Annotated in this window: 18 protein-coding genes and 1 pseudogene; 11 read left to right on the top strand and 8 right to left on the bottom strand. The window is 64.6% G+C overall.

The annotated features are described in order from the left end of the window. Positions 1-3 precede the first annotated feature (3 nt). From CAPP_RS04830 to rho, 4 genes are read right to left on the bottom strand one after another with little or no spacing between them, the layout of a single operon-like run. Complete coding sequence (locus tag CAPP_RS04830) at positions 4-669, bottom strand: L-threonylcarbamoyladenylate synthase (protein ID WP_076598381.1); 666 nt, start codon at positions 667-669, stop codon at positions 4-6. A 28-nt stretch (positions 670-697) separates the two neighbouring features. Next, positions 698-1,552 (bottom strand): N5-glutamine methyltransferase family protein, encoded by an 855-nt coding sequence (locus tag CAPP_RS04825; protein ID WP_076598380.1) that lies wholly within the window; start codon positions 1,550-1,552, stop codon positions 698-700. Continuing rightward, complete coding sequence (gene prfA / locus CAPP_RS04820; RefSeq protein ID WP_076598379.1) at positions 1,539-2,618, bottom strand: peptide chain release factor 1; 1,080 nt, start codon at positions 2,616-2,618, stop codon at positions 1,539-1,541. The genes CAPP_RS04825 and prfA overlap by 14 nt, the downstream gene beginning before the upstream one ends. Then, the gene (gene rho / locus CAPP_RS04815) at positions 2,618-4,489 is read right to left on the bottom strand and encodes a transcription termination factor Rho (RefSeq protein ID WP_076598378.1); all 1,872 of its coding nucleotides are present in this window, start codon (positions 4,487-4,489) and stop codon (positions 2,618-2,620) included. Before rho ends, prfA begins: the two co-directional genes overlap by 1 nt. A gap of 270 nt (positions 4,490-4,759) precedes the next feature. Here rho and CAPP_RS04810 point away from each other — a divergent pair, with 270 nt between their 5' ends. Both CAPP_RS04810 and CAPP_RS04805 read left to right on the top strand, forming a co-directional pair. Then, positions 4,760-6,532, top strand: a complete 1,773-nt coding sequence (locus tag CAPP_RS04810) for a long-chain fatty-acid--CoA ligase (RefSeq protein ID WP_076598377.1) — start codon at positions 4,760-4,762, stop codon at positions 6,530-6,532. Between the two features lie 54 nt (positions 6,533-6,586). After that, positions 6,587-7,729, top strand: coding sequence for a glycerol dehydrogenase (locus CAPP_RS04805; protein ID WP_076598376.1), 1,143 nt, complete (start codon positions 6,587-6,589; stop codon positions 7,727-7,729). Between the two features lie 390 nt (positions 7,730-8,119). Here the strand turns inward: CAPP_RS04805 and thrB are convergent, their stop codons facing one another. Genes thrB through argS form a run of 4 tightly spaced genes read right to left on the bottom strand, consistent with a single transcriptional unit; the run spans position 8,120 to position 13,520 of the window. Beyond that, the gene (gene thrB, locus CAPP_RS04800) at positions 8,120-9,049 is read right to left on the bottom strand and encodes a homoserine kinase (RefSeq protein WP_076598375.1); all 930 of its coding nucleotides are present in this window, start codon (positions 9,047-9,049) and stop codon (positions 8,120-8,122) included. A 3-nt stretch (positions 9,050-9,052) separates the two neighbouring features. Next, entirely contained in the window at positions 9,053-10,405 is a 1,353-nt protein-coding gene (locus tag CAPP_RS04795) for a homoserine dehydrogenase (RefSeq protein ID WP_200803252.1), read from the bottom strand. Positions 10,406-10,439: 34 nt separating this feature from the next. After that, positions 10,440-11,795: a diaminopimelate decarboxylase gene (lysA, locus tag CAPP_RS04790; RefSeq protein WP_076598600.1), complete on the bottom strand. Its 1,356-nt coding sequence runs from the start codon at positions 11,793-11,795 to the stop codon at positions 10,440-10,442. Between the two features lie 57 nt (positions 11,796-11,852). Then, positions 11,853-13,520, bottom strand: coding sequence for an arginine--tRNA ligase (gene argS / locus CAPP_RS04785; protein ID WP_076598374.1), 1,668 nt, complete (start codon positions 13,518-13,520; stop codon positions 11,853-11,855). A gap of 149 nt (positions 13,521-13,669) precedes the next feature. On the opposite strand from argS, the pseudogene CAPP_RS04780 reads away from it, so the two are divergent. The 9 genes and pseudogenes from CAPP_RS04780 (at position 13,670) to CAPP_RS04740 (ending at position 25,508) form a co-directional block, all read left to right on the top strand. Continuing rightward, positions 13,670-15,345: pseudogene (locus CAPP_RS04780) on the top strand (L-lactate permease). A gap of 109 nt (positions 15,346-15,454) precedes the next feature. Further along, entirely contained in the window at positions 15,455-16,240 is a 786-nt protein-coding gene (locus CAPP_RS04775) for a (Fe-S)-binding protein (RefSeq protein ID WP_076598373.1), read from the top strand. A 23-nt stretch (positions 16,241-16,263) separates the two neighbouring features. Beyond that, positions 16,264-17,847: a LutB/LldF family L-lactate oxidation iron-sulfur protein gene (locus tag CAPP_RS04770; RefSeq protein WP_076598599.1), complete on the top strand. Its 1,584-nt coding sequence runs from the start codon at positions 16,264-16,266 to the stop codon at positions 17,845-17,847. After that, the gene (locus tag CAPP_RS04765) at positions 17,847-18,485 is read left to right on the top strand and encodes a LutC/YkgG family protein (RefSeq protein WP_076598372.1); all 639 of its coding nucleotides are present in this window, start codon (positions 17,847-17,849) and stop codon (positions 18,483-18,485) included. The genes CAPP_RS04770 and CAPP_RS04765 overlap by 1 nt, the downstream gene beginning before the upstream one ends. A 236-nt stretch (positions 18,486-18,721) precedes the next feature. Continuing rightward, the gene (locus tag CAPP_RS04760; protein WP_076598371.1) at positions 18,722-20,299 is read left to right on the top strand and encodes an alpha/beta fold hydrolase; all 1,578 of its coding nucleotides are present in this window, start codon (positions 18,722-18,724) and stop codon (positions 20,297-20,299) included. 221 nt (positions 20,300-20,520) lie between these two features. After that, positions 20,521-20,811, top strand: a complete 291-nt coding sequence (locus CAPP_RS04755; RefSeq protein WP_076598370.1) for a hypothetical protein — start codon at positions 20,521-20,523, stop codon at positions 20,809-20,811. Between the two features lie 184 nt (positions 20,812-20,995). Then, positions 20,996-21,892, top strand: a complete 897-nt coding sequence (locus CAPP_RS04750; protein ID WP_076598369.1) for an EamA family transporter — start codon at positions 20,996-20,998, stop codon at positions 21,890-21,892. A 158-nt stretch (positions 21,893-22,050) separates the two neighbouring features. After that, complete coding sequence (locus CAPP_RS04745; protein ID WP_076598368.1) at positions 22,051-23,229, top strand: zinc-dependent alcohol dehydrogenase; 1,179 nt, start codon at positions 22,051-22,053, stop codon at positions 23,227-23,229. 1,040 nt (positions 23,230-24,269) lie between these two features. Next, positions 24,270-25,508: an IS256 family transposase gene (locus CAPP_RS04740; RefSeq protein ID WP_290173265.1), complete on the top strand. Its 1,239-nt coding sequence runs from the start codon at positions 24,270-24,272 to the stop codon at positions 25,506-25,508. The last annotated feature ends 91 nt before the right edge of the window (positions 25,509-25,599 follow it).

Below are 25,599 nucleotides of genomic sequence, written 5' to 3'. Positions count from 1 at the left end.
GATCTACCTGTCTTTCCGCCTCAGTTCTTCGGGGTCAAGGTTCAAGACCTCACCAATCTGCTGCGGCGTGACGGCGCCTTCGCGCAGAATCACCGGCGTAGGCCCGGAAATGTCCAGGATGGTCGACGGGGTGCCCACCTGGGACGTCCCCCCGTCGAGGTAGGTCTGCACCGCTTCACCAAACTGGTCGCGCGCGCCGACAGCGGACACGGGCGGCGCCTGCCCGGAGATATTGGCGCTGGAGACAGCCATCGGGCCGACCTCGCGGAGCAGCTCGATCGCCACGGACTGCAGCGGCATGCGCAACAGGACGGTGCCGCGGGTGTCGCCGAGGTTCCACGGCAGCGACGGCGCCTCGGGCACGACGAGCGACAGCCCGCCGGGCCAGAACGCCTCCACGAGGGTCTTCGCGGTATCGGTGAACTCGCGCACGAGCCCCTGGATCGTAGTCCACGATCCCACGAGCACAGGAACGGGCATGTCCGGACCACGCCGCTTCGTGGCAAGAAGCTTTGCGACGGCATCCGGATTGAACGCGTCCGCCCCGATCCCGTAGACCGTGTCGGTCGGCATCACCACGCACTGCCCCGCCCGGACAGCCTTCGCGGCAGCGTCAATGCCGTCTGTGCGCCCCTGGGGGTCGAGGCAGTCGTAGATTCTGCTAGGCATCGAGATGCTCCTTCAATGATTGACGCGGTCAGTTGCTCGAAATCTTACTCGCCGTGACAAAACGGTCGCGTCCCGTCAGGTCGGGCATGTTGCCGACATCGGTGAATGATCCGTTCGCTTCGACCAGTTCTCGGGTGAGCACGGCGGTGGAATCGTCGTGCTCGATGCCGAGTTTTCCGCCCGGTGCCAGAAGCCGCGCGACGACGGGAATGAGGCCGCGGATGGCATCCATGCCGTCGTCGCCGGAAAAGACTGCGTCGAGGGGATCGCGGTAGACCTCCGGCTCGAGCTCGCCGGACTCCTCCGGAACGAACGGGACGTAGGGAGGGTTGGCGACGATGAGGTCGACGGTGCCGGAGAGATCGGCAAGCAGGTCCGGGTCGGTCATGTCGCCCTCAATGATCCGCACATTCGGGAACGCTGCTGCGTTGTCGCGGGCAGCCGCTGCGGCGACGTGGGATTTCTCCACACCGATGACGAGTTCGAGCTTCGCGCGCTCGGCAATGTAGACGGCCAACGCGCCGGAACCGGTACCCAGGTCAACGACGGTGCCGGTCGGCTTCTGCCCCACCGCCCACTCGGCGAGCACCTCGGTTTCCGGGCGCGGAATGAACACACCCGGGCCGACTTTCAGGTCGTGGGCGCCGAACGGAGCGGTCCCGATGATGTGCTGCAGCGGCTCGCGCTGTGCTCGGCGGGCAATAAGTGCTGCGTAGTCGTCGAAGAATCCCACCCCCGGCTCAGCCAGAACGAGCTGGGTCGGGGGCACGCCGAGAAGGTGGGCGGCGATGAGGCGGGAGTCGACGCGGGGGGAGGCAACGCCGGCGTCGATAAGCGATTGCGTTGCGTCCGCGATTGCCGCGCGCAGGCTACTCTGCTTCAAGTCGCTCCTGGCGCTCGTGGGCCTGGAGCGCCGTGATCAGGTCGTCCATGTTGCCGTCAAGCACCGAATCGAGGTTGTTCGCCTTGAACCCGATGCGGTGATCCGAGATGCGGTTCTCCGGCCAGTTGTAGGTGCGGATTCGCTCGGAACGGTCCATCGTGCGGACCTGGGACGCGCGGCCCTCCGCGGCCTCCGCTTCGGCCTTTTCGCGCTCGATCTGCTCGAGGCGCGCCTGGAGAACCTGCATCGCACGCGCGCGGTTCTGGATCTGCGAACGCTCCTTCTGGCAGGTCACGATGATGCCGGTGGGAAGGTGCGTGATGCGCACGGCCGAGTCCGTCGTGTTGACGCCCTGGCCGCCCTTGCCCGAGGAGCGGTACACGTCGACGCGGATGTCCTTCTCGTCGATCTCGACATCGCCGACTTCCTCGGTCTCCGGGAAGACGTACACGCCAGCTGCCGACGTCTGGATGCGGCCCTGCGATTCCGTCACCGGAATGCGCTGCACGCGGTGGACTCCGCCCTCGAATTTGAGCATCGACCACGCGCCGTCGCGCGACGGGTTCTTCATGGTGACCGACACCGTCATGTCCTTGACGCCGCCCAGGTCCGACTCGGCGACGTCGAGGATGTCCCAGCCGAGACCGTGCTTTTCGGCGTACTTCTGGTACATGCGGGCCAGGTCGCCGGCGAACAGCGCGGCTTCCTCGCCGCCGGCACCGGCCTTGATTTCCATGATCACGTCGTCGGCATCGTGCTCGTCGCGCGGGGCGAGCAGGTCGGCGAGCTCTTCTTCCAGACGGACGATCTCGCCTTCGAGGCGCGTGGCCTCTTCCGCGAATTCCTTGTCCTCGCTTGCCATCTCAGCTGCTGCCTCGTGGTCCTCGCGCGCCTGGTTCAGGTCGTTATTGACGTTGATGATCGGCTGCAGTTGCGCGTAGCGCTTCGACAGCTTGCGGAACAGATCCTGGTCGCCGACCACTTCCGGGTCACTCATCTGGGCTTGGATGCCCTGGTACTCGGAGACGTAGTCGTCGACAAGCGAAACCTGCGATTTCTCTGTCATTACTGGTAGTCCTCCGTCTCCTGGTCTGCCGCCATCGGTGCGGATTGCGCCACGCCAACGAGGAATTCGCCGTTGTTCTTCGTCTTCTTCAGCTGCTTGATGAGCATGTCGATTGACTGCTGCGGATCGAGCGCGGAGAGGATGCGGCGCAGCTTGTGCATGATGCGGGTCTCCTCCGGGCTCATGAGCAGCTCGTCCTTGCGAGTGCCGGACGGGTTGACGTCCACGGCCGGGAAGACGCGGCGCTCCGCGATCTTGCGGTCGAGCTTGAGTTCGGCGTTGCCGGTGCCCTTGAACTCCTCGAAGATGACGGTGTCACCGGCCGAACCGGTCTCCACCATGGCGGTCGCGATGATGGTCAGCGAGCCGCCCTCCTCGATATTGCGGGCGGCTCCCAGGAAGCGCTTCGGCGGGTACAGCGCGTTGGAGTCGACGCCGCCGGACAGGATGCGGCCCGACGCCGGCGAGGAGTTGTTGTACGCGCGGCCGAGACGGGTGATGGAATCGAGCAGGACCACAACGTCCTGGCCCATCTCGACGAGGCGCTTCGCACGCTCGATCGCCAGCTCCGCCACGGCTGTGTGCTCGCTCGGCGGACGGTCGAAGGTGGAGGCGATGACCTCACCCTTGACGGAGCGCTGCATGTCGGTGACTTCCTCTGGGCGCTCGTCGACAAGCACGACCATGAGGTAGCACTCCGGGTTATTGTGCGCGATCGCGTTGGCGATGTTCTGCAGGATCGTCGTCTTGCCTGCCTTCGGCGGGGAGACGATCAGCGCGCGCTGGCCCTTGCCGATCGGCATGACCAGGTCGATCACGCGCGTGGTCAGGATATTCGGCTCCGTTTCCAGGCGCAGGCGCTGGTTCGGGTACAGCGGGGTGAGCTTGTGGAATTCCGCGCGCTGCTTCGCCTCGTCCACCGTCATCCCGTTGACCGTGTCCACGCGTACCAACTGGTTGTAGCGGTGGCGGTTGCGGCCGTTGCCGTGCGTGTGACCCTGGCCGTTCGCGCGGACCTGGCCGATCACCGCGTCGCCCGAGCGCAGGCCGCAGCGGCGCACCAGGTTGTTGTTGATGAACACGTCCGCCTGGTTCGCCCGGTACCCCGTCGTGCGTACGAACGCCGCGTTGTTATCGACGATGTCGACGATGCCCGCGACCTCCTGCAGCTCCTCCGGATCCAGGTCCTGGCCGTTGTTGTGGTTGTTCTGGTTGTTGCCGCCGCCGTTGTGGTTGTCGCGGTTGCGGCGGTTCCGGCGGTTGCGGCGCCCGCGACGGCCCCCGCCGCCGTTTCCGTTTCCGCTGTCATGGTTGTTGTCGCGGTTGTTTCCGCCGCCGCGGTTGCCGCGGTTGCCGCCACGGTTGTTGCGGTCGTCGCGGTTGTTGCGGTCGCCGCGGTCATTGTTGCGGTCGTCCCCGTCGCGGTCGTCCCGCTCGTCGCGGTTGTCGCCGCGCTCGCCCTTGTCGTCGCTGCCGCGGCCGGACTGGTCGTCGCGGTTGTCGGGGCCAGCGGAGGCGTCGTCAAGCTTCTGTTCGTGCTTGGCGCGGTTGCGGCGCGCGCGGCGGGCGGCCGAGCGGGACTCGTAGCGCTGCTCGTCGCCTGTGTTGTCGTCCTTCTTTTCGCTCTTCTTCTCGTCGCCCTTGGAGGACTCGGCACCGGCGTTCTCGGCACCGGCGTTTTCGACGGCTGCTTGCTCGCTGGCGCGCTGACGTGCGCGCTGCGGGACGGTGCCCGTGGTGATGGCTTGGATCAGCTCGCCCTTGCGCAGGGCGGACGTGCCGCGCAGGCCTTTTTCGGCGGCGATCTTGCGCAGCTCCGGAAGCTTCAGCGATGCGAGGTCCTGGCTCGTGGCGTTACCCGTTTCGGTCACGGATGTCCTTTCGTCATATTCGTGCGACGCTGTGTTTTCACGCGGTTGTCCCCACTCTCGGCCGACAGGCGCTCAAAGCCCGCAATATTGAAGGGGCGGAGGTGGTGCACGCTAGATCGGAGTCGCGCTGCATGCTGAAAATCTAAAGGCATGGGCGGAATCTGGAGGCGAGAAGCGCCTCAGCTCACGATCTTGTCCGACAGTGTAGCGGACGGGCGCACAATGCGGTTCACCAACCCGCACGAAACAGCCCACGGTAGAGTGAGCTGCATGCTTTCCACCATGCAGGAAGTGCCGTTTTCGGTCGGCCGCATTCTCGAGTACGGGGCGTCGGTGCACGGGACCACGAAGGTGACCACGTGGCGCAACGGCGAGGCGGAGGAGACGACGTTCGCGGCGGTCGGTGCACGCGCGGCGGCGTTCGCGCATGCGTTGGAGGACCACCTGGGCATCGACGGGGACCAGCGCGTGGGCACGTTGATGTACAACTGCGCGGAGCACCTCGAGGTGATGTTCGCGGCGTCGGCGAAGGGCTCGGTATTCGTGCCGCTGAACCTGCAGTTGATGGAGGACCAGATCGCCTACATCGTGAACCACGCGGAAGTCGAGGTGCTCATCGCGGATCCGCGTCTCGCACCGAAGGTGGGCCGCATTGTGCAGTCGTGCCCGACGGTGCGTGCCGTGTGTTTCACGGGGCTGACAGATTTGAGCGCCGAGCGCGCCGCGGTCCCGGACGAGGTCGAGGTTTTCTCGTACGAGTCGCTTCTCGACGGCTCGTCCACCCTCTACCCCTGGCCCGAGCTCCCCGAGAACACTGCCGCGGCGATCTGCTATTCCACCGCGACGAGCGGCCCGCCGAAGGGCATCGCGTACTCTCACCGGTCGCTGTGGTTGACGGCGATGAGTCTGCGCGCCACGGACTCGCTGGCGATCACGCACGGCGAGTCGTTTCTGTGCTGCATCCCGATCTACCACGTGCTGAGCTGGAACGTGCCGTTCAGCGCGTTTTTGGCGGGCACTCCCCTAGTGCTGCCGGATTCGGACGTGTCCGCGCCGACCCTGGCGAAGCTGATCGCCGGCACCCACCCGCGCGTGGCGCACGGCGTGCCCACCTTGTGGATCCAGCTGATGGTGCACTACCTGCACAATCCGCCGGAGCGCATGTCGCTGACGGAGATCTACGTCGGCGGCTCCCCCGCCCCGCCTGCGCTGATCAAGGTGTGGGAGGAACGCTACGGTGTGGACATCATCCACGTGTGGGGCATGACGGAGACTTCCACCGTGGGCACCGTGGCGCGTCCGCCGTCGGGCGCATCGGGCGAGCGCCGCTGGGCGTACCGCATATCCCAGGGCCGCTTCGCGCCGTGGCTCGAGTACCGCGTCGTCCACGACGGTGGCGTCGTGTCCCGCACCGACCGCAACGACGGCGAGATCCACGTCCGCGGCAACATGGTCATCGGCTCGTACTACTGGCCGGAGAACCCCGAGGCGTCTGAACGCGTATCGACGTTCCGCGGCCAGCCCATCCCCACCTCCGACGACTCCTTCACCGAATCCGGCTGGCTGCGCACCGGCGACGTGGGCACCGTGACCTCCGACGGCTTCATGACACTCTACGACCGCTCACGCGACGTCATCCGCTCCGGCGGCGAGTGGATCTACTCCGCCCAGGTGGAAAACTTGATCATGGAGTCCGACGAGGTCGTCGAGTGCGCCGTCATCGGCTACCCCGACAAGAAGTGGGGCGAGCGCCCCCTAGCCATCACTGTCCTGCACGCCGACGTCACCCCTACGGTCGATGTGGCCAAGAAGCTCCGCAAGGACCTCGCCAACGCGCTACCCACGTGGATGGCGCCGGAGTACTGGGCGTTCGTGGGGTCGATCGACAAGACGTCCGTGGGCAAATTCGACAAGGTGGACCTGCGCAAGCACCTCGCCCGGGACGAGTTCGACATCATCGCCCTCCCCGGCCCCGGCACCCGCAACGCCGAGGAAACCGCCGATACCGAGGGCACAGGCTCGAAGGCCCCTTCAGCCGACTAGCCTCCCTTCATACGGCAAAAACGCATGTCGCGAGATTGGCGTACGCTTGGGGCCATGGCACAACACGACATTTTCTCTTCCCCGTCCCGCTATATCCAAGGCAAGGGTGCTATCGCCGATCTGGGCGAGCACCTGAAGAAGCTCGGTGAGAACCCGCTGCTCGTGTCGGACGACACGGTGTGGGGGATCGTCGAAAAGCAGCTTACTGAAGGCTTCGAATCCGCAGGTCTTCCCGTCAACCGCGTGAGCTTCGAGAAGTTCGCGACCGCGAAGGCCGTCGACGGCCTCGTGGAGAAGATCAAGGAGAACGACCACGACATCATCGTCGGCATCGGTGGCGGTTCCGCCATCGACGCAGCAAAGGCCGCCGGTTTCGACGCCGACATCGTGTGGGCGAGCGTGCCCACCGCCGCGTCCTCCGACGCGCCGACATCCACCCTCGCGGTGATCTACACCGAGGACGGCGCGTTCGACGAGTACCGCTTCTACCCGAAGAACCCGGACGTAGTCCTCATCGACACCCAGCTCGTCGCGGGCGCACCGGAGCAGTTCCTCGTCGCCGGCATCGGCGATGCCCTGGCCACGTGGGTCGAGGCTCGCGCCGCAGCCAAGGGCAACGGCACCACGATGAACGGCGGCCACCCGACCCGCGCTGGTGCCGCACTGGCCAAGCTGAGCTGGGACATCCTGTGGGAGCACGGTCTCGCAGCACTTGACGCTGTTCGTGCCGGCGTTGTCACCCCGGCTCTCGAGGCAGTCGTCGAGGCCAACACACTGCTCTCCGGCCTGGGCTTCGAGTCGGGCGGCCTCGCCGCGGCCCACGCCATTCACGACGGCCTGACCGCCGCTGAGCAGACCCACGGCCTGTCCCACGGCCAGAAGGTCAACATCGGTACCTGCGCCCAGCTCATCATGGAGGGTGCCGACGCCCAGGAGCTCGAGGACTTCATCGAGTTCACCACCAAGGTCGGCCTGCCGAACACGCTGACCGAGGTCGGCCTCACCCCCGACGACACCGCCGAGCTCGAGGCCGTGGCCAAGGCCGCCACCGCCGAGGAAGAGACCATTCACAACATGCCGTTCCCGGTCACCCCGGAGATGGTCGTCGAGTCTCTCATCGCGCTCGAGCGCATCTCCCGCCGCGTCCGCGAGGAACGCGGCCTGCCCGAGCCTGTCAAGTATGAGGCCAAGCACTAAGCTGCTTTTCGCCTAACGATGCCTAAAACCGCCCCGCCCCAGTCTCCCTGGGCACGGGGCGGCTTCGTCTGTTTCCAGACAGTCTGACTTTGCTGGCTTTGGTGTCCCCTATGCTGTCTGCACTATGCGATGCCTGATTCCAGTGAACCGCGACCTGGGGTTATGCAGATCGCATAGTGGACACCGCATAGTGCACATCGCATAGTGCAGCCGCTTCCGCCCCGCTTCTACGCGTAGGGGCTAGCGCCCGGGCCGTTCGGGTTGTTTGGTCCGTACGGATTCTCCGGCCCGTTCGGGACGCCTGGGCCGTACTGGCCAGGCTGACCTTGTGGGCCAGGCTGGCTTGGTTGGCTCGGCTGAACGTGGGGACTGCTTCGTTACCTAGTTGTTTTACACACGAAGTAGTTCAGCGGTGATGGGGCCGGCGACGTCGAGCTCGAGGACGCGCAGGCCGTCGTCACGCGCGGAATCGAGGATTTTCGGGTCGACGGGTTCGGTGGACAGCACCATTGCGGTCGGGCCGGCGCCGGAAAGGTAGGCGGCGTAGCCGCGGTTGCGCAGGCGGTTAATCCACTCGGCGGTCACGGGCAGGACGTCGGCGCGGTACGGCTGGTGCAGGCGGTCGCGAGTGCCCTCCCACAGGAATTGCGGGTGGGTCTGGATCGCGACGGTCATGACGGCGGTGCGGGAGACGTTGAAGCGGGCATCGGTGTGCGTGACATGCGACGGCAGGACCTTGCGCACGGCATTCGTCGACGCGTGGAAGTCGGGCACCAGCGCGGTGGCCTTGATGTCCTTGTGCACGGTCAGAGGCACGGCGCGGTACTCGGGCTGCGAGACGCCGTCGACGGGAATGTCGGTCCAGGACACCACTGCCCCACCGACGACGCTGGCGGCGGCGTTGTCCGGGTGGCCCTCGAAGGCAGAGCTGAGCTGGATGACTTCGTCGGTGCTCAACGGGTCACCGGCGAGGGTGTTTGCGGCAACGACACCAGCAACAGCAGCGGCCGCGGACGAGCCGAGGCCGCGCGACTGCGGGATGTTGTTGTGGCAGGTCACCTTCAGCCCCGGGACGTGGACGTCCGCGGCGTGTAGGCCCGAGTTGATGGCCTTGACCACGAGGTGGGAGGAATCACGCGGCAGGTCGTCGGCGCCCTCGCCGACGACCTCCACCTCGAGGCCGGACGAGGTTACCTCGACTTCGACGGTGTCGTAGATCCCTACGGCAAGACCGAGGGTGTCGAACCCGGGGCCCAGATTCGCAGAGCTGCCGGGAACCGTCACGCGGGCGCGCAGCCCCACCTCAAGATCGATGGCCATCGTTTACGCGCCCAACCGGATGACGGAGTTGATGGACTTGACCTCGTCGATGTCACGCAGCTCGTCGACAATCGCGGCGAGCTTGCGCTCGAGCGACTGGTGTGTGACCACGATCAGGCGGGAATGCTCGCCGGACTCCTCCTGGCGCACGGCGGAAATGGAGATGTCCTGCGCTGCGAAGCGGCGGGAGATCTCAGCCAGCACGCCCGCGCGGTCCACGACGGACATGTCGATGTGGTAACGCGTCGGCACGTCGCCGAAGTCGGCGACCGGGTAGTGCGCGTACGGGTTCTCAGCCGGCGCACGGCCGCCGAGGATCTTGTTGCGGGCGGCGCCGACCAGGTCCCCGAGCACAGCGGATGCGGTCGGCGCACCGCCGGCACCGTTGCCGTAGAACATCAGGCGGCCAGCAGCCTCAGCTTCGACGAAGACAGCGTTATAGGACTTATCGACGGTCGCCAGCGGGTGGTCATTCGGCACCAGCGTCGGGTGGACGCGGGCGGAAACGGAGGTGTTGCCGACATCGTCGATAAGCCTCTCGCAAATGGCGAGCAACTTGATAGTGAAGCCGGCTTCCGCCGCGGCGGCGATGTCGTCGGCAGTGATATTGGTGATGCCCTCAGCGTGCACATCGTCATAGGTGACGCGGGAGTGGAAGCCCATCGACGCCATGATCGCGGCCTTGGAGGCGGCGTCGTGGCCCTCAACGTCAGCGGTCGGGTCCGCCTCGGCGTAACCCAGGCGGGTGGCCTCAGCGAGGGCTTCTTCGTAGCTCGCGCCGGTGGACGCCATCGCGTCGAGCACGAAGTTGGTGGTGCCGTTGACAATGCCGGAGATGCGCTGGACCTGGTCGCCGGCCAGGGAGCGGCGCAGCATGCCCACGACGGGGATCGCGGCGGCCACGGCGGCCTCGTAGTAGAGGTCGACGCCTGCGGCGTTGGCTGCGTCGGAAAGCTCGTCGGCGTGCGCGGCGATGAGCGCCTTGTTGGCGGTGACCACAGACTTGCCGGCATTGAGCGCGGCGAGCACGAGCTCGCGCGGGTAGTCGATGCCGCCGATGACCTCGACGACGACGTCGATGTCGTCGCGGTCGATGAGCTCGCGCGCGTTATCGGTGAGCGTGATGTCCGGGAATTTCTCCAGGACCTCGCGCTTCTTGCTCAGGTCGGACACGGCCACGCCGCGGACGTCGATCGGGCCGCCGATGCGGTTTTCCAGGCTGCCGGAGAACTCGTTGATCAGTCGCAGAACCTCGGTGCCGACGGTACCCATACCGAGGACTGCAACCCCCACGGGTTGCCCGATGCCCTTGCCAGGGTAGTTTCCGTTCCTTCCTTCGGCGCTCAGCGCAGTCATGGTTCTCCTATGTTGAGGGGTGGACAGCAACGGCCTACGAGTCTACAAAAACCTCCCGCGCGAGTATGTCCTCGACCGTCTCGCGGCGCACCATCGGCGTGGCTTTCCCGTCGCGGACACTGACCACGGCGGGGCGGCCGAAGCAGTTGTAGTTGGACGCCATGGAGAAGCAGTAGGCGCCGGTGGCGGCAAGAGCGATGAGGTCGCCGGGGCCGATATCGTCAGGCCAGAGCGCATTATTGATCAGAATGTCGCCGGATTCGCAGTGCGATCCGACCAGACGCGTCGCGTGCGGGGCACCTTCAGTGTTGCGGTTGACAACGCGTGCGTCGTATTCGGCACCGTAAAGCGCGGTGCGAATATTATCGCTCATTCCGCCGTCGACGGCGATGTAGCGGCGGGTGGCGTCATCGGTCACGTGGACGTCTTTGACGGTTCCCACGGAGTAGACGGTGACGGCCGCGGGGCCCGCGATCGCGCGGCCGGGTTCCACGATGACCTTCGGCGGGGTCAGCTCCAGATCCCCCGCCGCTTCGCGCACGGCGCGCAGCAGGTCGCGCGCGACAGCTTCCACGTTGAGCGGCTCTTCCTCGACGGTGTAGGCGATGCCGTAACCGCCGCCTAGGTCGAGGTATTCCAACTCCACGCCGAGTTCGCGGTAGATCTTCGAGTAGAGGCCCAGCACGCGCGAGGCGGCGAGCTTGAAGCCTTCCGCATCGAAGACCTGGGAGCCGACGTGGCAGTGCAGGCCGGTCAGGCGCACATTCGCCGCGGCATGGGCGGTCTCAGCAGCGAGGAACGCCGAGCCGGAGGCGAGCGACAGTCCGAATTTCTGGTCCTCGTGGCTGGTGGCGATGAACTCATGCGTGTGCGCCTCAACACCCGGCTTGACGCGGATGAACACGTCCTGGACCACGCCCTCTTCCTCGGCGATGCGCTCGAGCGCCTCGAGTTCCTGGTGCGAGTCGATGACCACGTGGCCGACACCGCTGGTCACACAGCGGCGCAGGAAGGAATCGGACTTGCTATTGCCGTGGGCGGTGATGCGTTCCGTCGGAAAATCGGCGGCCAGGGCGATCAGCAGCTCGTTCTCGCTGGCGACATCAAGGGCGAGGCCTTCCTCGGCCACCCACTTCGCAATGCGGGACGTCAAGAACGCCTTCGCCGCGTAGTGCACGTGCGCGGGGTCGCCGTAGGCGCGGGCCATGTCGCGGCAGCGCGAGCGGAAATCGTCCTCGTCGACGACCATGACGGGAGTGCCGTATTCAGCGGCGATGTCAGTCAAAGACACATCAGCGATAGACACGGTGCCGTCGTCGTGACGCTGCGCATTGCGCGGCCACACGTGCGCGGGCAGGTCGTTGAAGCAGCCTGCCTCGTTGTGGCGCATGCGCAACAGATCGTCGCGCGAGAGATTTGCCGTGTTCAACACGGGATCGAGCATGAATTACATCCTTTCCGGCGCGGTGATGCCCAAAAGGTGCAGGGCGTTCGCAAGCACCTGACGCGACGCAGAAGCGAGCGCCAGACGCGCGGCGTGGATCGGCTCCGGGGTCTCGCCGGCCTTCGGCAGGATCTGGCAGGAGTCGTAGAACTTGTGGAAGACGCTGGCTAGCTCCTCGGCGTAGCGAGCGATGCGGTGCGGCTCGCGCAGCTCAGCGGCGGCCTTGACCACAGCCGGGAACTCGCCGAGGGTGCGGATCAGGTCGCCTTCCTTCTCGTGGGTCAGCAGCGACAGGTCGGCGGCGTCGGCGGTGACGCCGGCCTCAGCGGCCTTGCGCTCGATCGACGCGAGGCGCGTGTGGCCGTACTGGACGTAGTAGACGGGGTTGTCGTTGGACTGCTTCTCCCACAGGTCGAGGTCGATGTCCAGGGTCGAGTCCACGGACGAACGCACCAGCGAGTAGCGCGCGGCGTCGCGGCCGATCAGGTCCACCAGGTCGTCGAGCGTGATCACGGTCCCGGCGCGCTTCGACATCTTCACCGGCTTGCCGTCGCGCACGAGGTTGACCATCTGCCCGATGAGCACCTCGACGGCGTCCGGGTCGTAGCCCAAGGCCTGGGCGGCGGCGCGCAGACGCGCGATGTAGCCGTGGTGGTCAGCACCCAGCATGTAGATGGCAAGAGTGTGGCCGCGGTCGAATTTATCGGCCACGTACGCGATATCGCCGGCGATGTACGCGGCGTCGCCGTCGGACTTGATCACCACGCGGTCCTTGTCGTCGCCGAAATCGGTGGAGCGCAGCCACCACGCGCCGTCAGCCTCGTAGAGATTGCCGTTGTCCTTCAGCGTCTGGATCGAACGGTCCACCGCACCGGAGTCGAACAGGGAATTCTCGTGGAAATACACGTCGAAATCCACGCCGAACTCGTGCAACGACTCCTTGATCTGCGCGAACATCATTTCCACGCCTTCAGCGCGGAAGGTTTCCTGCACCTCGGCGTCAGTGCCGCCAAGAGCATCAGGGCGCTTATCGACGACCGCACGCGCGATCTCCCCGATGTATTCCCCGCCGTAACCGTCCTCGGGCGTCGGCTCATTCTTCGCTGCGGCGACCAGGGAGCGGGCGAAGCGGTCGATCTGGCCGCCGTGATCGTTGAAGTAGTACTCGCGGGTCACCTCAGCGCCTGAGAATTCCAGCACACGGCCCAGCGAATCGCCCACGGCAGCCCAACGGGTGCCGCCCAAGTGGATCGGGCCCGTCGGGTTCGCGGAGACGAACTCGAGGTTGATTTTCGCGTCCGCATATTCTTCAGATGCACCGAAAGACGGCCCCTTTTCGACGATGTCGGAAACAATGCTGCCAGTGGCAGCTGCCCCCAACCTGAGGTTGATGAAGCCGGGGCCGGCGATCTCGGCGGAGTCGATCTCGGGGAGGGACGATAGGGCGTCGGCAAGCAGCTGTGCGAGCTCGCGCGGATTCATCCCTGCTTTCTTGGCGACCTGGAGGGCGACATTCGTGGCGTAATCGCCGTGCTCGGGGTTGCGCGGGCGCTCGACGGTGACGCTGGCGGGAACGATCGATTCGGCATCCGCGCCGTCCGGCAGCTCGCGTCCGGCGAGTGCCTCCAACGTCGCGGTTCTAACAGTGGCGGCAAGGTCAGCTGGGGTCATGTGGTGAAAGTGTAGAGCAGCCCCCTCTCTCCTTCAGAATGCGTTCTAAGGCGGAGCGCATCCTGTGTCATAATTTCCCGGAACAAATTGGAGGGCGCCGTAAAGCGCCGTCTCTTCTTCCCACGCCGACGAGAAAGATTCGCCGACTCATGACCTATCAGATTCAGCCGGATGCAGTGGCAGGCAGCCTCGCCCTATCCGCTTTGCTATCCACCCTCCCGCTGGTGACGTTCTTTGTGTTGCTGCTTGGGCTGAAAGCCCGGGCGCACACGGCCGGCGCCGCCGCACTGCTGGTGGCGCTCATCGTGGGCATCTTCGGATTCAACATGCCGATCGTGATGGCCATTTCGTCGGTCTTCCGCGGCGGTGTCTACGGCCTTATCCCCATCGTCTTCGTGATCCTCACGGCGATCTGGTTCTACCAGATCACGGTAGCCTCCGGCCGCTTCGAAGATCTGCGGCTCGTCTTCGACAAGATGGGCAACGGCGATGTGCGCATCCAAGCCATGCTCATTTCCTTCTGCTTCGGAGGCCTGCTTGAATCCCTCGCTGGCTTCGGTGCCCCGGTCGCCATCACCGCGACGATGATTCTCGCGCTGGGCATTCCACCGCTGCGTGCGGCGTCCGTCGTGCTCATCGCGAACACCGCGCCCGTGGCGTTCGGCGCCGTGGCCATCCCCATCACCACCGCCGGCGACGTCGGCGACCGCACCGCAGAACAAACCGCGAACATCGCCGCCATTGTCGGGCACCAGACACCGTTCCTGGCGTTCTTCGTGCCGTTCATCATCGCGTTTCTGATTGACGGCGGCGAGGCATTCGCGAGACCGCGCCCGCTTCCATTGTGCTCGGTCTGTCCTTCGGTCTCGCCCAGTGGGCGACGTCCAACTTCTTCGCCTACCAGCTCACCGACGTCGTGGCCTGCATTGTCGCTCTCGGCGCCGCATTCGTCCTGCTGCAGTTCTGGAAGCCGGTCGGTGTCCCTGCCCTGCGCGAGCGTCTCGGCCTCGAAGAAGTCCACGTCGAGGAAGCGGACGAACTCACCGGCTCCCGCGTCTGGTGGGCCCTGTTCCCTTACGCCGTCGTCGTGTTCATCTTCGGCTTGGCCAACCTGGGCACAACCATCCCGAACTGGCTGAAGTCCACCGACATCGCCATCCCGTGGCCGTACATCACCGGCCACATGTTCACCTCCACCGGCGAGGAAATGCAGCGCACCGAGTACAAGCTGCAACTGCTGAACAACCCGGGCAGCCTGCTGGTCATCTCCGGGATCATCGTGGCTATTTTCTACATGATCTTTAACGAGAACGGCCGCTACGCACTTACCTGGCGCCAGGTCGGCCAGGAATTCGTGAGCACCGCTTCCCGCATGCGGTGGTCCGCCGTGACCATCACCACCGTCCTCGCACTGGCCTATGTGATGAACTACTCCAGCCAGACCGTCTCCATCGGCGCGTTCTTCGCCAACCTCGGCCCGGCCTTCGCCTTCTTCGCGCCGGTGCTCGGCTGGGTGGGCGTGGCTGTTACCGGCTCGGACACCTCGGCAAACGCCTTGTTCGCCAAGCTCCAGGTCACCGCCGCCGAGTCGCTGGATCTCAATCCGGACCTCATGCTCGCAGCCAACACCACTGGTGGTGTCGTGGGCAAGATGATCTCCCCGCAGTCTCTCTCCATCGCCGCGACATCGGTGAATATGGACGGCCGCGAGTCCGAATTGTTCAAACAGGTTGTGGGGTGGTCCTTCGGGTTCCTCCTCGCCGTGTGCACCCTCATCTTCCTGCAAACGAACCTGCTCAGCGGGCTGGCGCCGGTGGTTCCATAAACACTTAGGCGCTGGAGGTGTTTTAGGGGTAGCGTCTCGCATACAAGGCTGTAACCTAAATCCTGCCTTACATGCAGCTGGCAAAAACCTACCCAGAAAGGAACCAGCAGTGCGCGTAGCCCTATTCACCACGTGCATCGGAGACGCTCTGTTCCCCGATGCGCACAAGGCGGCAGCGATCGTGTTGTCCCGACTCGGATGCGAGGTCGTCTTCCCCCCGGAGCAAACCTGCTGCGGCCAAATGCACATCAACACCGGGTACCAGAAAGAGACGGTGCCCATGCTTGAAAACTACGTCGACGCATTCGCCGACGATTCCATCGATTATGTCGTGACTCCCTCTGGTTCGTGCACCGGTGCTGTTCGCGAACAGCACACCCGCATCGCCGAGCGCTACGGCTCCAAGCAGCTCGTCGCCGGCACCAAGAAGACCACCGCGAAGACTCTCGACTTCTCCGAGTTCATCGTGGACGTCATGGGGACCTACGACGTGGGCGCATTCTTCCCGCACCGCGTCACTTACCACTCCACCTGCCACTCCCGCCGCTTCATCATGGTCGGCGACCGCCCAACGGACCTGCTCAAGGCCGTCGACGGGCTGGAACTCGTGGAGCTGGAGAATGTCGAGGAATGCTGCGGCTTCGGCGGCACCTTCGCCGTGAAGAACGCCGACACCTCGGCCGCGATGGTCTCCGACAAGGTGCGCCACATCAAGGACACCCAAGCGGAGTACGTCACCGCCGGCGACTCGTCCTGCCTGATGAATATCGGCGGCGCAATGTCCCGCCAGTACACCGGCATCCGCGCGATCCACATGGCTGAGATCCTCGCGTCCACCCGCGAGAACCCGTGGACTCCGGAATCCGCCGCGTACACGAAGGAGAAGATGCTGTGAAGGTCGGACTCGGTAACCCGACGATGCCGCCCCATGCACCAGAAGACCTGGGGCACTTCCGCGAATACGACAAATTCCAGAAGAACGCCAAGACTGAGCTCAACAACTCGACTCAGCGCCGCAACCTGAACTACGCCACGACGCAGATCCGCCTGAAGCGTCAGGGCGTCGTCGACGAGCTCGATGACTGGCAGGACCTGCGCGAGGCCGGCTCCACCATCAAGAACGACACCATGGCGCGACTGCCCGAGCTGCTCGAGCAGTTCGAGGAGAACGTGACCAAGCGCGGCGGCCACGTTCACTGGGCGCGCGATGCCAAGGAGGCCTCGCAGATCATCACTGATCTGGTCAAGGAGACCGGCGAGACCGACATCGTGAAGATCAAGTCGATGCTCACCCAGGAGATCGCGCTCAACGACGTCCTCGAGGAAAACGGCATCAACGCCCGCGAGACGGACCTGGCCGAGCTCATCGTCCAGCTCGGCGAAGACTTCCCGTCCCACATCGTGGTGCCCGCGATCCACCGCAACCGCGCTGAGATCCGCGACATCTTCGCCGAGAAGATGCCAGGTGTGGGCGACAACCTGACCGCGGACCCGGCCGAGCTGGCCGAGGCGTCCCGCAAGTTCCTGCGCGAGCAGTTCATGAAAGCCAAGGTCGCCATCTCCGGCTGCAACTTCGGCATCGCCGAGACCGGCTCGGTCTCCATCGTCGAGTCCGAGGGCAACGGCCGCATGTGCTTGACCATGCCGGAGACCCTGATCACCGTCATGGGCATCGAGAAGATTCTCCCGTCCTACGAGGATCTGGGTGTTTTTATGCAGCTGCTGCCGCGTTCGTCGACAGGAGAGCGCATGAACCCGTACACCTCGATCTGGTCGGGTGTGACGGAGAACGACGGCCCGCAGGACTTCCACATCGTGCTCGTGGACAACGGCCGCACCGCCGCCCTGTCCAACGAGATCGGCCGCGAGGCGCTCAAGTGCATCCGTTGCTCCGCCTGCCTCAACGTCTGCCCGGTCTACGAGCGCGCCGGCGGCCACGCCTACGGCTCGGTCTACCCGGGCCCGATCGGCGCGATCCTCACCCCGCAGCTCGCCGGCATGGACTCGGCGGACGACGTCACCGCGTCGCTGCCGTACGCCTCCTCCCTGTGCGGGCGTTGCGACGAGGTCTGCCCCGTCAAGATCCCGATCACAGACGTCCTGCTGGAGATGCGTCACCAGAAGGTGGAGAACCACCGCCCGGCGATCGAGGGCGCAATGTTCTCGACGATCGGCCAGGTCTGGGGCCACTCGAAGCTCTGGGACAAGGCTGTGCGCATGGTCGCAGCGGGCCGCATCCTCGGTGGTTTCAACGGGGTCATCAGCACGATGCCGCCTCCAATCTCCGGCTGGACCGAGTACCGCGATGTCGCGGTTCCGCCGAAGAAGTCCTTCCGCCAATGGTTCGAGACCGACGAGGCCAAGCGCCTCATGGCCGAAGCCAAGGCGGAGGGCGTCAAGGGCCACGCGGCACCTGACGCGTCCGGCACCAGCGGCGCCGAGGAGACACCCGCCCCGGACGAGTCCTGGACCCGCTACAACCGCAAGGAGGACGAGAAGTAATGGGTACCGCTAAGGAAGACATCCTCGCCCGCATCCGCGACGCGCACAAGCTCGCCGACTCCCCCGCCAGCGTCGAGCACGCGCACACCTACCGCACGGAGTCGCCGCTGAACCGCGACGAGCTGCGTGAGATGCTCATCGACCGCCTCGTCGACTACAAAGCGGAGGTCAAGACGGTCTCCTCCGGCGAGCTCGGCGGCGCGATCGTCGACATCCTGCGCGAGCACGGCGACAAGGAGGTCCGCTACGCGCAGGGTCTCGACGCCGCGCTGTTCTCCTCGTTCGAAGGCAACGCGCAGCCGGACGATGTCGCAGTCGACCCGCGCGAGCTTAACGACGTCGACGCTGTGGTCACCGGTTCTGTCGTTTCATCTGCTCAGACCGGCACCATCTGTCTCCAGTCCGAGGGTGGCGCCGGTAAGTGCGGCCGCCGGGCACTGAGCCTGGTCCCCGACCGCCACCTGTGCATCGTGGACATGGACTCGGTGGTCTACGGTGTCCCGGAGATGTTCGCCGAGCTCGACCCGGAGCTGCCCAGCACGCTGATTTCCGGCCCGTCGGCGACCTCCGATATCGAGCTCGTCCGCGTCGAGGGCGTTCACGGCCCGCGCGACTTGATCGTGCTTATCGTCGACTAGGCCAAAGAACCAGCTTTCCTGCCGTTCGGAACACATCGGCCCGCTCTTCCAGTAACGGAAGATGCGGGCCGATTATCTTTTCTTTTCACCCTGCAGCCAGCTCACACGCAGGGTATTATTAAATTCACTTTCATTGTTCAATGCTTATTCAACTGGCTGTACGAGGAGGTTGCGTTTGGTTCCGCGCGAAGACGTCGACACAACGGAAAAGGGGTGCCGCGCCACTTCTCGCGGCAATGGGCGTGACGGCCTCCTTGATCGCGTCGCCGTTCAGCGGCGCAACTGCTCAGGCTGATCCCGCTCCGGCGCCGGCTGTGAAGTGGGAGCCATGCCCGGCCACCGTCGATGCCCCGGGTGCCCAGTGCGGACAGGTGCCGGTGCCGATGCGCTACGGCGACCCGCAAAGCCCGCAGATCTCTGTCGGCTTCGTGCGCGTGCCGGCCGCACAGCCGGAGGCGAAGCGCGGGGTCCTCTTCGGCAACCCCGGCGGGCCGGGCGGCGACGGTTACACGTACGTCGGCTCTAACTCCGTCGGCTTCTCCTGGCCGCAGGAGATCCGGAACGAATGGGACATGGTGGCCGTTCAGCCCCGCGGACTGCAGCACTCCACTCCGCTGGAGTGCGGGCCCGCCGCACCCGCGAACCAGCTCGACGCGGTGCGCAACCAGGTAGAAAGCACGGTCAACGCCGGTGCAATGTCCCGCCGTATGTGCCAGAAGGGCAACCCCGGCATGCCGGAGAGCGTCACCACCGAGAACAATGCCCGCGACTGGGAGATGGTTCGCCGCGCGCTCGGCTACGACACGATCTCCATCATGGGCCTGTCCTACGGCACCTACCTCGGTTCCGCGTACGCGACCATGTACCCGGCGCAGACCGACAAGGTCGTTCTCGATTCCGCGATGAACCCGAGCCAGCAGTGGAACACGATCCTCAACGATCAGAAGGGCGGCTACGAGCGCGCCCTGCACGATTACTTCAACTTCGTGGCCCGCAACGACGCCACCTACCACATGGGCGACACCCCGCTGAAGGCGTATCAGTACTGGTCCGCGAAGGTCGTCAAGGAGACCGGTACCAATCCCACGGTCGTGCCACCGCCGGCCCGCGTCGGCGATCTGCCGCCCGGGTTGGAGTTCGCCGGCCAGGCAGGCGCCGATGCCATCACCGCCACCGGCAAAGCACGCGTGGAGGCAGAGGGAGTTGTGAGCCGGATGCTCACCCCCGGCGCGACCCAGTTCAACTCCCAGCTTCTGCAGCAAACGAAGCTGGGCATCCCCTCCCCCCGCGACTGGGACACTCTGGCACGGATGACCAACGGCACCTTCGAGCCTGAGGCTGCCCCGCCCAAGCCGGTGATTGATGAAATGATGGGTGCGGACGCCGCCCGCCTCAACTTGCTCTTCATCCAGGTGTGCAATGAGAACGTCACGCCGCCCGACTATTCCCTGATTTCGCGCGCAATCTGGACCAACTACATTTCGCAGGATGTGTTCGCCGCAGCGCACGACTTGATCGGCAGCGGCATCGCATGCAACGGCGCTGCACCTGTGGCCAAGCGCATTCCGCTTAACGGCGGTGGCCTGAAGACGCGCCCGCTGCAGATCAATGCGACCGGGGATCCGCAGACTCTGTACTCCGGCCGCGGCGTGATCCAGAACGAGATGGGTTCGCAGCTTGTCACCGTCCACGGCCCGGGCCACGGCCACGTCGCCCTCGGTAACACGGCGGTGGACAACATCGTGGTCGAGTATTTACGCACCGGCAAGGTCAACCAGCACGACGCTCCCGGCTACTTCGACCAGCAGCGTTAGAAAAGCTCTCCGCACACAAATCGGCCCGCACCTTCCGTCTGGAGGGGTGCGGGCCGATCTGCTGTCATTTTCCCGTGCCGCGCTTTGTCGCGCGCAAGAATGATTATGCGTCATCAACCGTTGAGAGCAATGATGAACCAATGCCCGTTCCATCGGGGTTGGCTCACGGTTGGCTGTCAACGGTTCGCGCTTGGCACGCGCCGTCGATAAGCTCTGGCCCCATGAACGAAAACGAGCTGGACCCGCTGGGCGTTCGCCCTCAGTTGAAGGACATGCTCGTCGGCGCCGCCGCGATGGCGGCGGTCTACGCGCTGCTGGTCGGCTCGGCGTTCGGGCTGAAGGGGCTCGACCTCGGCGGCATGGTCAGGACGCTCATGCCGGTGCTGATCATCCTGGCGCTTGCCATACCGACCGTTGCGCTGGTGGGGTACATGAAGCGCCGCGGGCTGTGCACATCGCGCCGCCCGCCATCGTCTACACGTTCTTCGGCGGACTCGCGTTCGCGCTGGTGACCCGCTGGCACCGCTCGCTGTGAGCGGGATTCATCCTGCACATGTGCAACAACATCTTGGTGCAGCTCCTCGTGTTCAGCATTGCCTAACCCACCCTTGCCGGCGCCCGCTGCGGCGCTGCCGATACGATGAACGGGTTTTCCCCCGCTGCGCGCGGGGTCGTTTCGGGTAAAGGAGGCCCCGCGTGACGCGGACGGACGATGCGGTGGATCTGCGGCCTGTTCTGCTCGTGCTCATCGGGTCTCTGGGCATCCAGTCGTCGGCGATCGTGTCGTCGACGCTCTTCGCGGATTTGGGCACCGTGGCGGTGTCGACGTTCCGTCTCGTCATCGCCGCCGTGATGCTGCTTGTCGCGTTCCGCCCCGCCGTGCGCACATTCAGCCGCGGTCGCTGGATCAACGCGTGCATCTACGGCATCGCGATGGCAGCGATGAACCAGTTCTACTTCGCCGCCGTCGACCGCCTCCCCTTAGGTGTCGTGGTCACGCTCGACTTCCTCGGCCCGTGCCTCGTCTCGTTCCTCGGCCTGAAACATTGGCGCGAACGCGGCTGGGCGCTCATGGCCTTCATCGGCGTCGTGCTGATTGCGGGCCCGTCATCCGGCATGGACCCGGCCGGCCTCATCTACGGCTTCCTCGCCGGCGGCTTCTTCGCCGCCTACACGGTCTTCGCGGAGCGCGTCGGCAAGGCTGAAGGCGGGGGCTTGAGCGACCTCGCCATTTCAGTCGCGGTCGCCGCGCTCGTCACCCTCCCCATCGCCGCGCCCAAGCTTATCGACGTCTCCCCCAACGCCTGGCTCGTCCTCACCCTCGCCGCCCTTATCGGTGTGGTCATCCCCTATATCGCCGACACCCTAGCCGCGAGGATCACCTCCGCCCAGGTCGTCGGCACGCTGTTCGCCCTCGACCCCGTGGTCGGCTCCATCCTCGGCTGGCTTCTCAAAGGCGACGAGCTGACCGCCCGCATGCTCATCGGCATCCCCCTGGTCGCCCTCGCCGGCGCCATCATCACCTGGCGCTCCAAACCCCGCGGCGAGGCCGGCGGGTCCGCCGCCCGGCCGCAGGTGCAGGACGGCGGCTAGTCACTTCATGAGTCAATCGGTGCTGCCCGGTCCCAGTTTCCGTCCGGACGCATAACCTCTAAAACATGTGACGAAGATTTCACAGCGTCTTACAAGGTGGCATGCTGCACACAGACGGGGTTACACTCGGCCGTACCTTAACGAATGAAAGGTTTCTTATGAAAGCCCTGACTTGGCAAGCTAAACGCACCGTGACCGTCGAAGAAGTCCCCGACCCCAAGATCATTGAACTCACCGACGCCATCATTCGCGTCACCTCCACCGCCATCTGTGGCTCCGACCTCCACCTCTACGAGGTTCTCGGCCCCTTCATGGATAAAGGCGACGTGATCGGACACGAGCCGATGGGCATCGTCGAGGAGGTCGGCAGCGCTGTCACCAACCTCAAGCCCGGCGACCGCGTCGTCGTCCCCTTCAACGTCTCCTGCGGACACTGCTACATGTGCGAGCGCGGCCTTCAGTCTCAATGCGAGACCACGCAGGTTCGCGAGTACGGCAGCGGTGCCACCTTGCTCGGCTACTCGCGCCTCTACGGCTCGCTTCCCGGCGGCCAGGCCGAGTACCTGCGCGTCCCACACGCCGATTACGGCCCCATCAAGGTCCCCAGCGTCGGCGAGGACGAGCGCTACCTCTTCCTTTCCGATGTTCTGCCTACCGCCTGGCAGGCCGTTCAGTACGCCAACGTCCCTGACGGTGGCACGCTCGCGGTGATCGGGCTCGGACCGATCGGGCAGATGTCCGCCCGCATCGGTGCCCACTTCGGCTACCGCGTCATCGGCGTGGACCCCGTCGCGGATCGGCGCGCCATGGCAGCCCGGCACGGCATCGAGGTCATCGAGGGCGCCGGTGAAGAAGCCGCGGAGCAGCTGCGTGAGCTTACCGACGGCCGCGGCCCCGACTCCGTCATCGACGCCGTCGGCATGGAAGCTCACGGCTCCCCCGTCGGCGGCGTCGCGCAGGCTGCCGCTGGCCTGCTTCCCTCTCCGCTCGGCCGCACTGCCGTGGGCAACGCCGGTGTGGACCGCCTGAGTGCGCTCTACACCTCGATTGACGCCGTGCGACGCGGCGGAACTATCTCTCTCAGTGGCGTCTACGGCGGGATGAAGGACCCCATGCCGATGATGACGCTTTTCGACAAGCAGGTGCAGATGCGGATGGGCCAGTGCAACGTGCGCAACTGGACCGATGACATCCTCCCGCTGGTCGACGACCCGTCTGATCCCTTAGGCGTTCTCGACCTGAAAACCCACACCGCGCCGCTCGACGACGCCCCCGAAATGTACGAGAAATTCCAGAAGAAGCAGGACGGCTGCATCAAGGTCGTGCTCAAGCCGTAATAGCGTTCGCCGCGCGAAAGTCGATGCGTAGAACCTCACCCGCCTCGCCCCTGGGGGATTCGTGAGGATCGTTGGAGTCGCCGGGGTTACCCCCGGCGGCTCTTTCTCTTTGTTCCCCCTATCCACCGCGGCGACGCAGCCAGGCGATCCATTGAATCGCGCGGTGAGCATGAGCAATTAGAGGGAGGCCCAGGATGCCAACTGAATCGTGGACGACCCCAAACCTAGAAACAAAAATCGGCGCCTTGGAAAATGAAAAACCAAGACGCCGGTTTGTCCACCATGTCGCGACTGATCTGTCAACGATGTCCCGACTGATGGGGGCTTTTATGAAGCCTCCCGGCCAGTTATATCAGGTCCGCGGCTACACCCCGGTTACACGCAGTTTCGCCTCCGGTTACACGACAGAAGTCAATTATATGACGTGAGCAGGAGCGCCCCTTAGAACGGGAAGTCAGGAAATTCCGCTTCCGCCTCTTCCTGCCTCTCGGCAAGCTCCACGCTCCACCGTGAACGCTCGACAAGCTCGTCAAAGGTGAGCACCTCCGGTGACTTGCGGTTCGAGCGGAAACTTTCAAAGCTACGGAACTTCGAGCCAATTCGGTTGCCTTGGGCGCGGCACAAATCGCACATGGGCCGATCATCAAAAACGAGCGTGGTTCAACCAAGTATGCACCGTCGCCAGTGTTGTCTCCCTCGTTGTCCCTCTCGGCAATCCATCCGGCAAGGCTCTCCTTGGCGGCGCGAACCGTCGTCGAACCCCGAGGTGTCCCCGCTGCAAACGGGAATCGAGTCGAGGCTGCGGATGAGGTAGATAAGTTTGTTCGAGCCTTCCCGGTTCAAGATGATGAGGCCATCGAGTTTTGTCCCGTTCGGATCATTGCTTGGGGCCCGAAAACCGATCTCCCGAACTACGCCAGGGGTTGCGTCCCTTAGTGTGGTGTAACGCTTGCTGATGGTGGGCCCTGGCAGATATAGGGGCGGCCATCGTCAGTAACCTTTCGACTCAACTACCACATCTCACCGAAAGGCACATGACGATGACCGCTGCTCCGCATTCTATCGACCCTGCAACCTATCTGGACGATCTGCTGGCACAGGCCTCCCCGGATCTGATGCGGCAGATGCTGCAAGGGTTTATCAACCAGATCCTCTCCGCCCAAGCTGACACCGTTTGCGGGGCTGAGTATGGTGTCGCTTCTGCCGAGCGGGTCAACCACCGCAACGGGTACCGTCACCGCGACCTTGATACCCGTGTGGGCACGATCGATGTCGCAGTGCCGAAACTGCGCCACGGCGCGTTCTTCCCGGACTGGCTGTTAGAGCGCCGCTCACGGGCCGAACGCGCCTTATCGACTGTGATCGCGACCTGCTACCTCAAAGGGGTTTCCACCCGCAGGATGAATGACCTGGTGGCAACACTTGGGATTGCCAATATGTCGAAATCTCACGTCTCGCGCATGGCGGAAGAACTCGACGAGATGGTCACAGATTTCAAAAACCGCCCACTCGATCCCGGCGGGTACGCCTACCTGTCGTGCGACGCGCTCACGATCAAAGTCCGTGAAGGCGGCCGGGTGGTCAAATGCTCCGTACTGCTTGCCACCGGGGTCAACGCCGACGGCTACCGCGAAATGCTCGGCATGCATGTCGCCACCGCGGAATCCAACGCATCGTGGAAAGGCTTCTTCCAAGATCTAAAAGCCCGCGGGCTGCGTGGTGTCTATTTGGTCACCAGTGACGCCCACGAAGGCATCCAGCACGCCATCTCCGAAGTACTGCCTGATGCATCCTGGCAGCGGTGCCGCACCCACTTTGCGAAAAACCTCTACGAGAAAGTCCCGAAAACACAATGGCCGATGGTCTCTGCGATGTTCCAGACAATCTTCCAGCAACCCGATGCCGCATCCACCTGGGGACAAGCCCGCGAGGTAGTTGACCTGTTGGAACCGAAATTCCCGCAGGTCGCTGCCTATCTAGAGGAATCCCTCGATGAGGTGTTGGCGTTTACCGCAGCCCCGAAACCAGTCTGGACGAAAGTCTGGTCAAACAACCCCACCGAAAGGTTAAACCGAAAGATCCGCCGGCGCACCGACGTCGTCGGCATCTTCCCGAACCGCGAATCCATCATCCGGCTCGTCGGCGCTGTCCTAGCCGAGCAGCACGACGACTGGATCCAGCAAAAACGCTACATGTCACTGTCCGCACTCGAACACACCAAACAACTCATGCACCACTCAGGAGATGATCATGGCGACCATCACCAGCTAACCGCCTAACCACAACCCCGAACTACATACCGAGCCGAAAGCTAGACGGCTACACCACTACACGGGACTTGACCTACGCCAGGCTCGTGCGCAACTTGAA

Source organism: Corynebacterium appendicis CIP 107643 (assembly GCF_030408415.1).
Taxonomy (GTDB): Bacteria; Actinomycetota; Actinomycetes; order Mycobacteriales; family Mycobacteriaceae; genus Corynebacterium; species Corynebacterium appendicis.
This window is presented reverse-complemented; position numbering and strand designations above follow the sequence as displayed.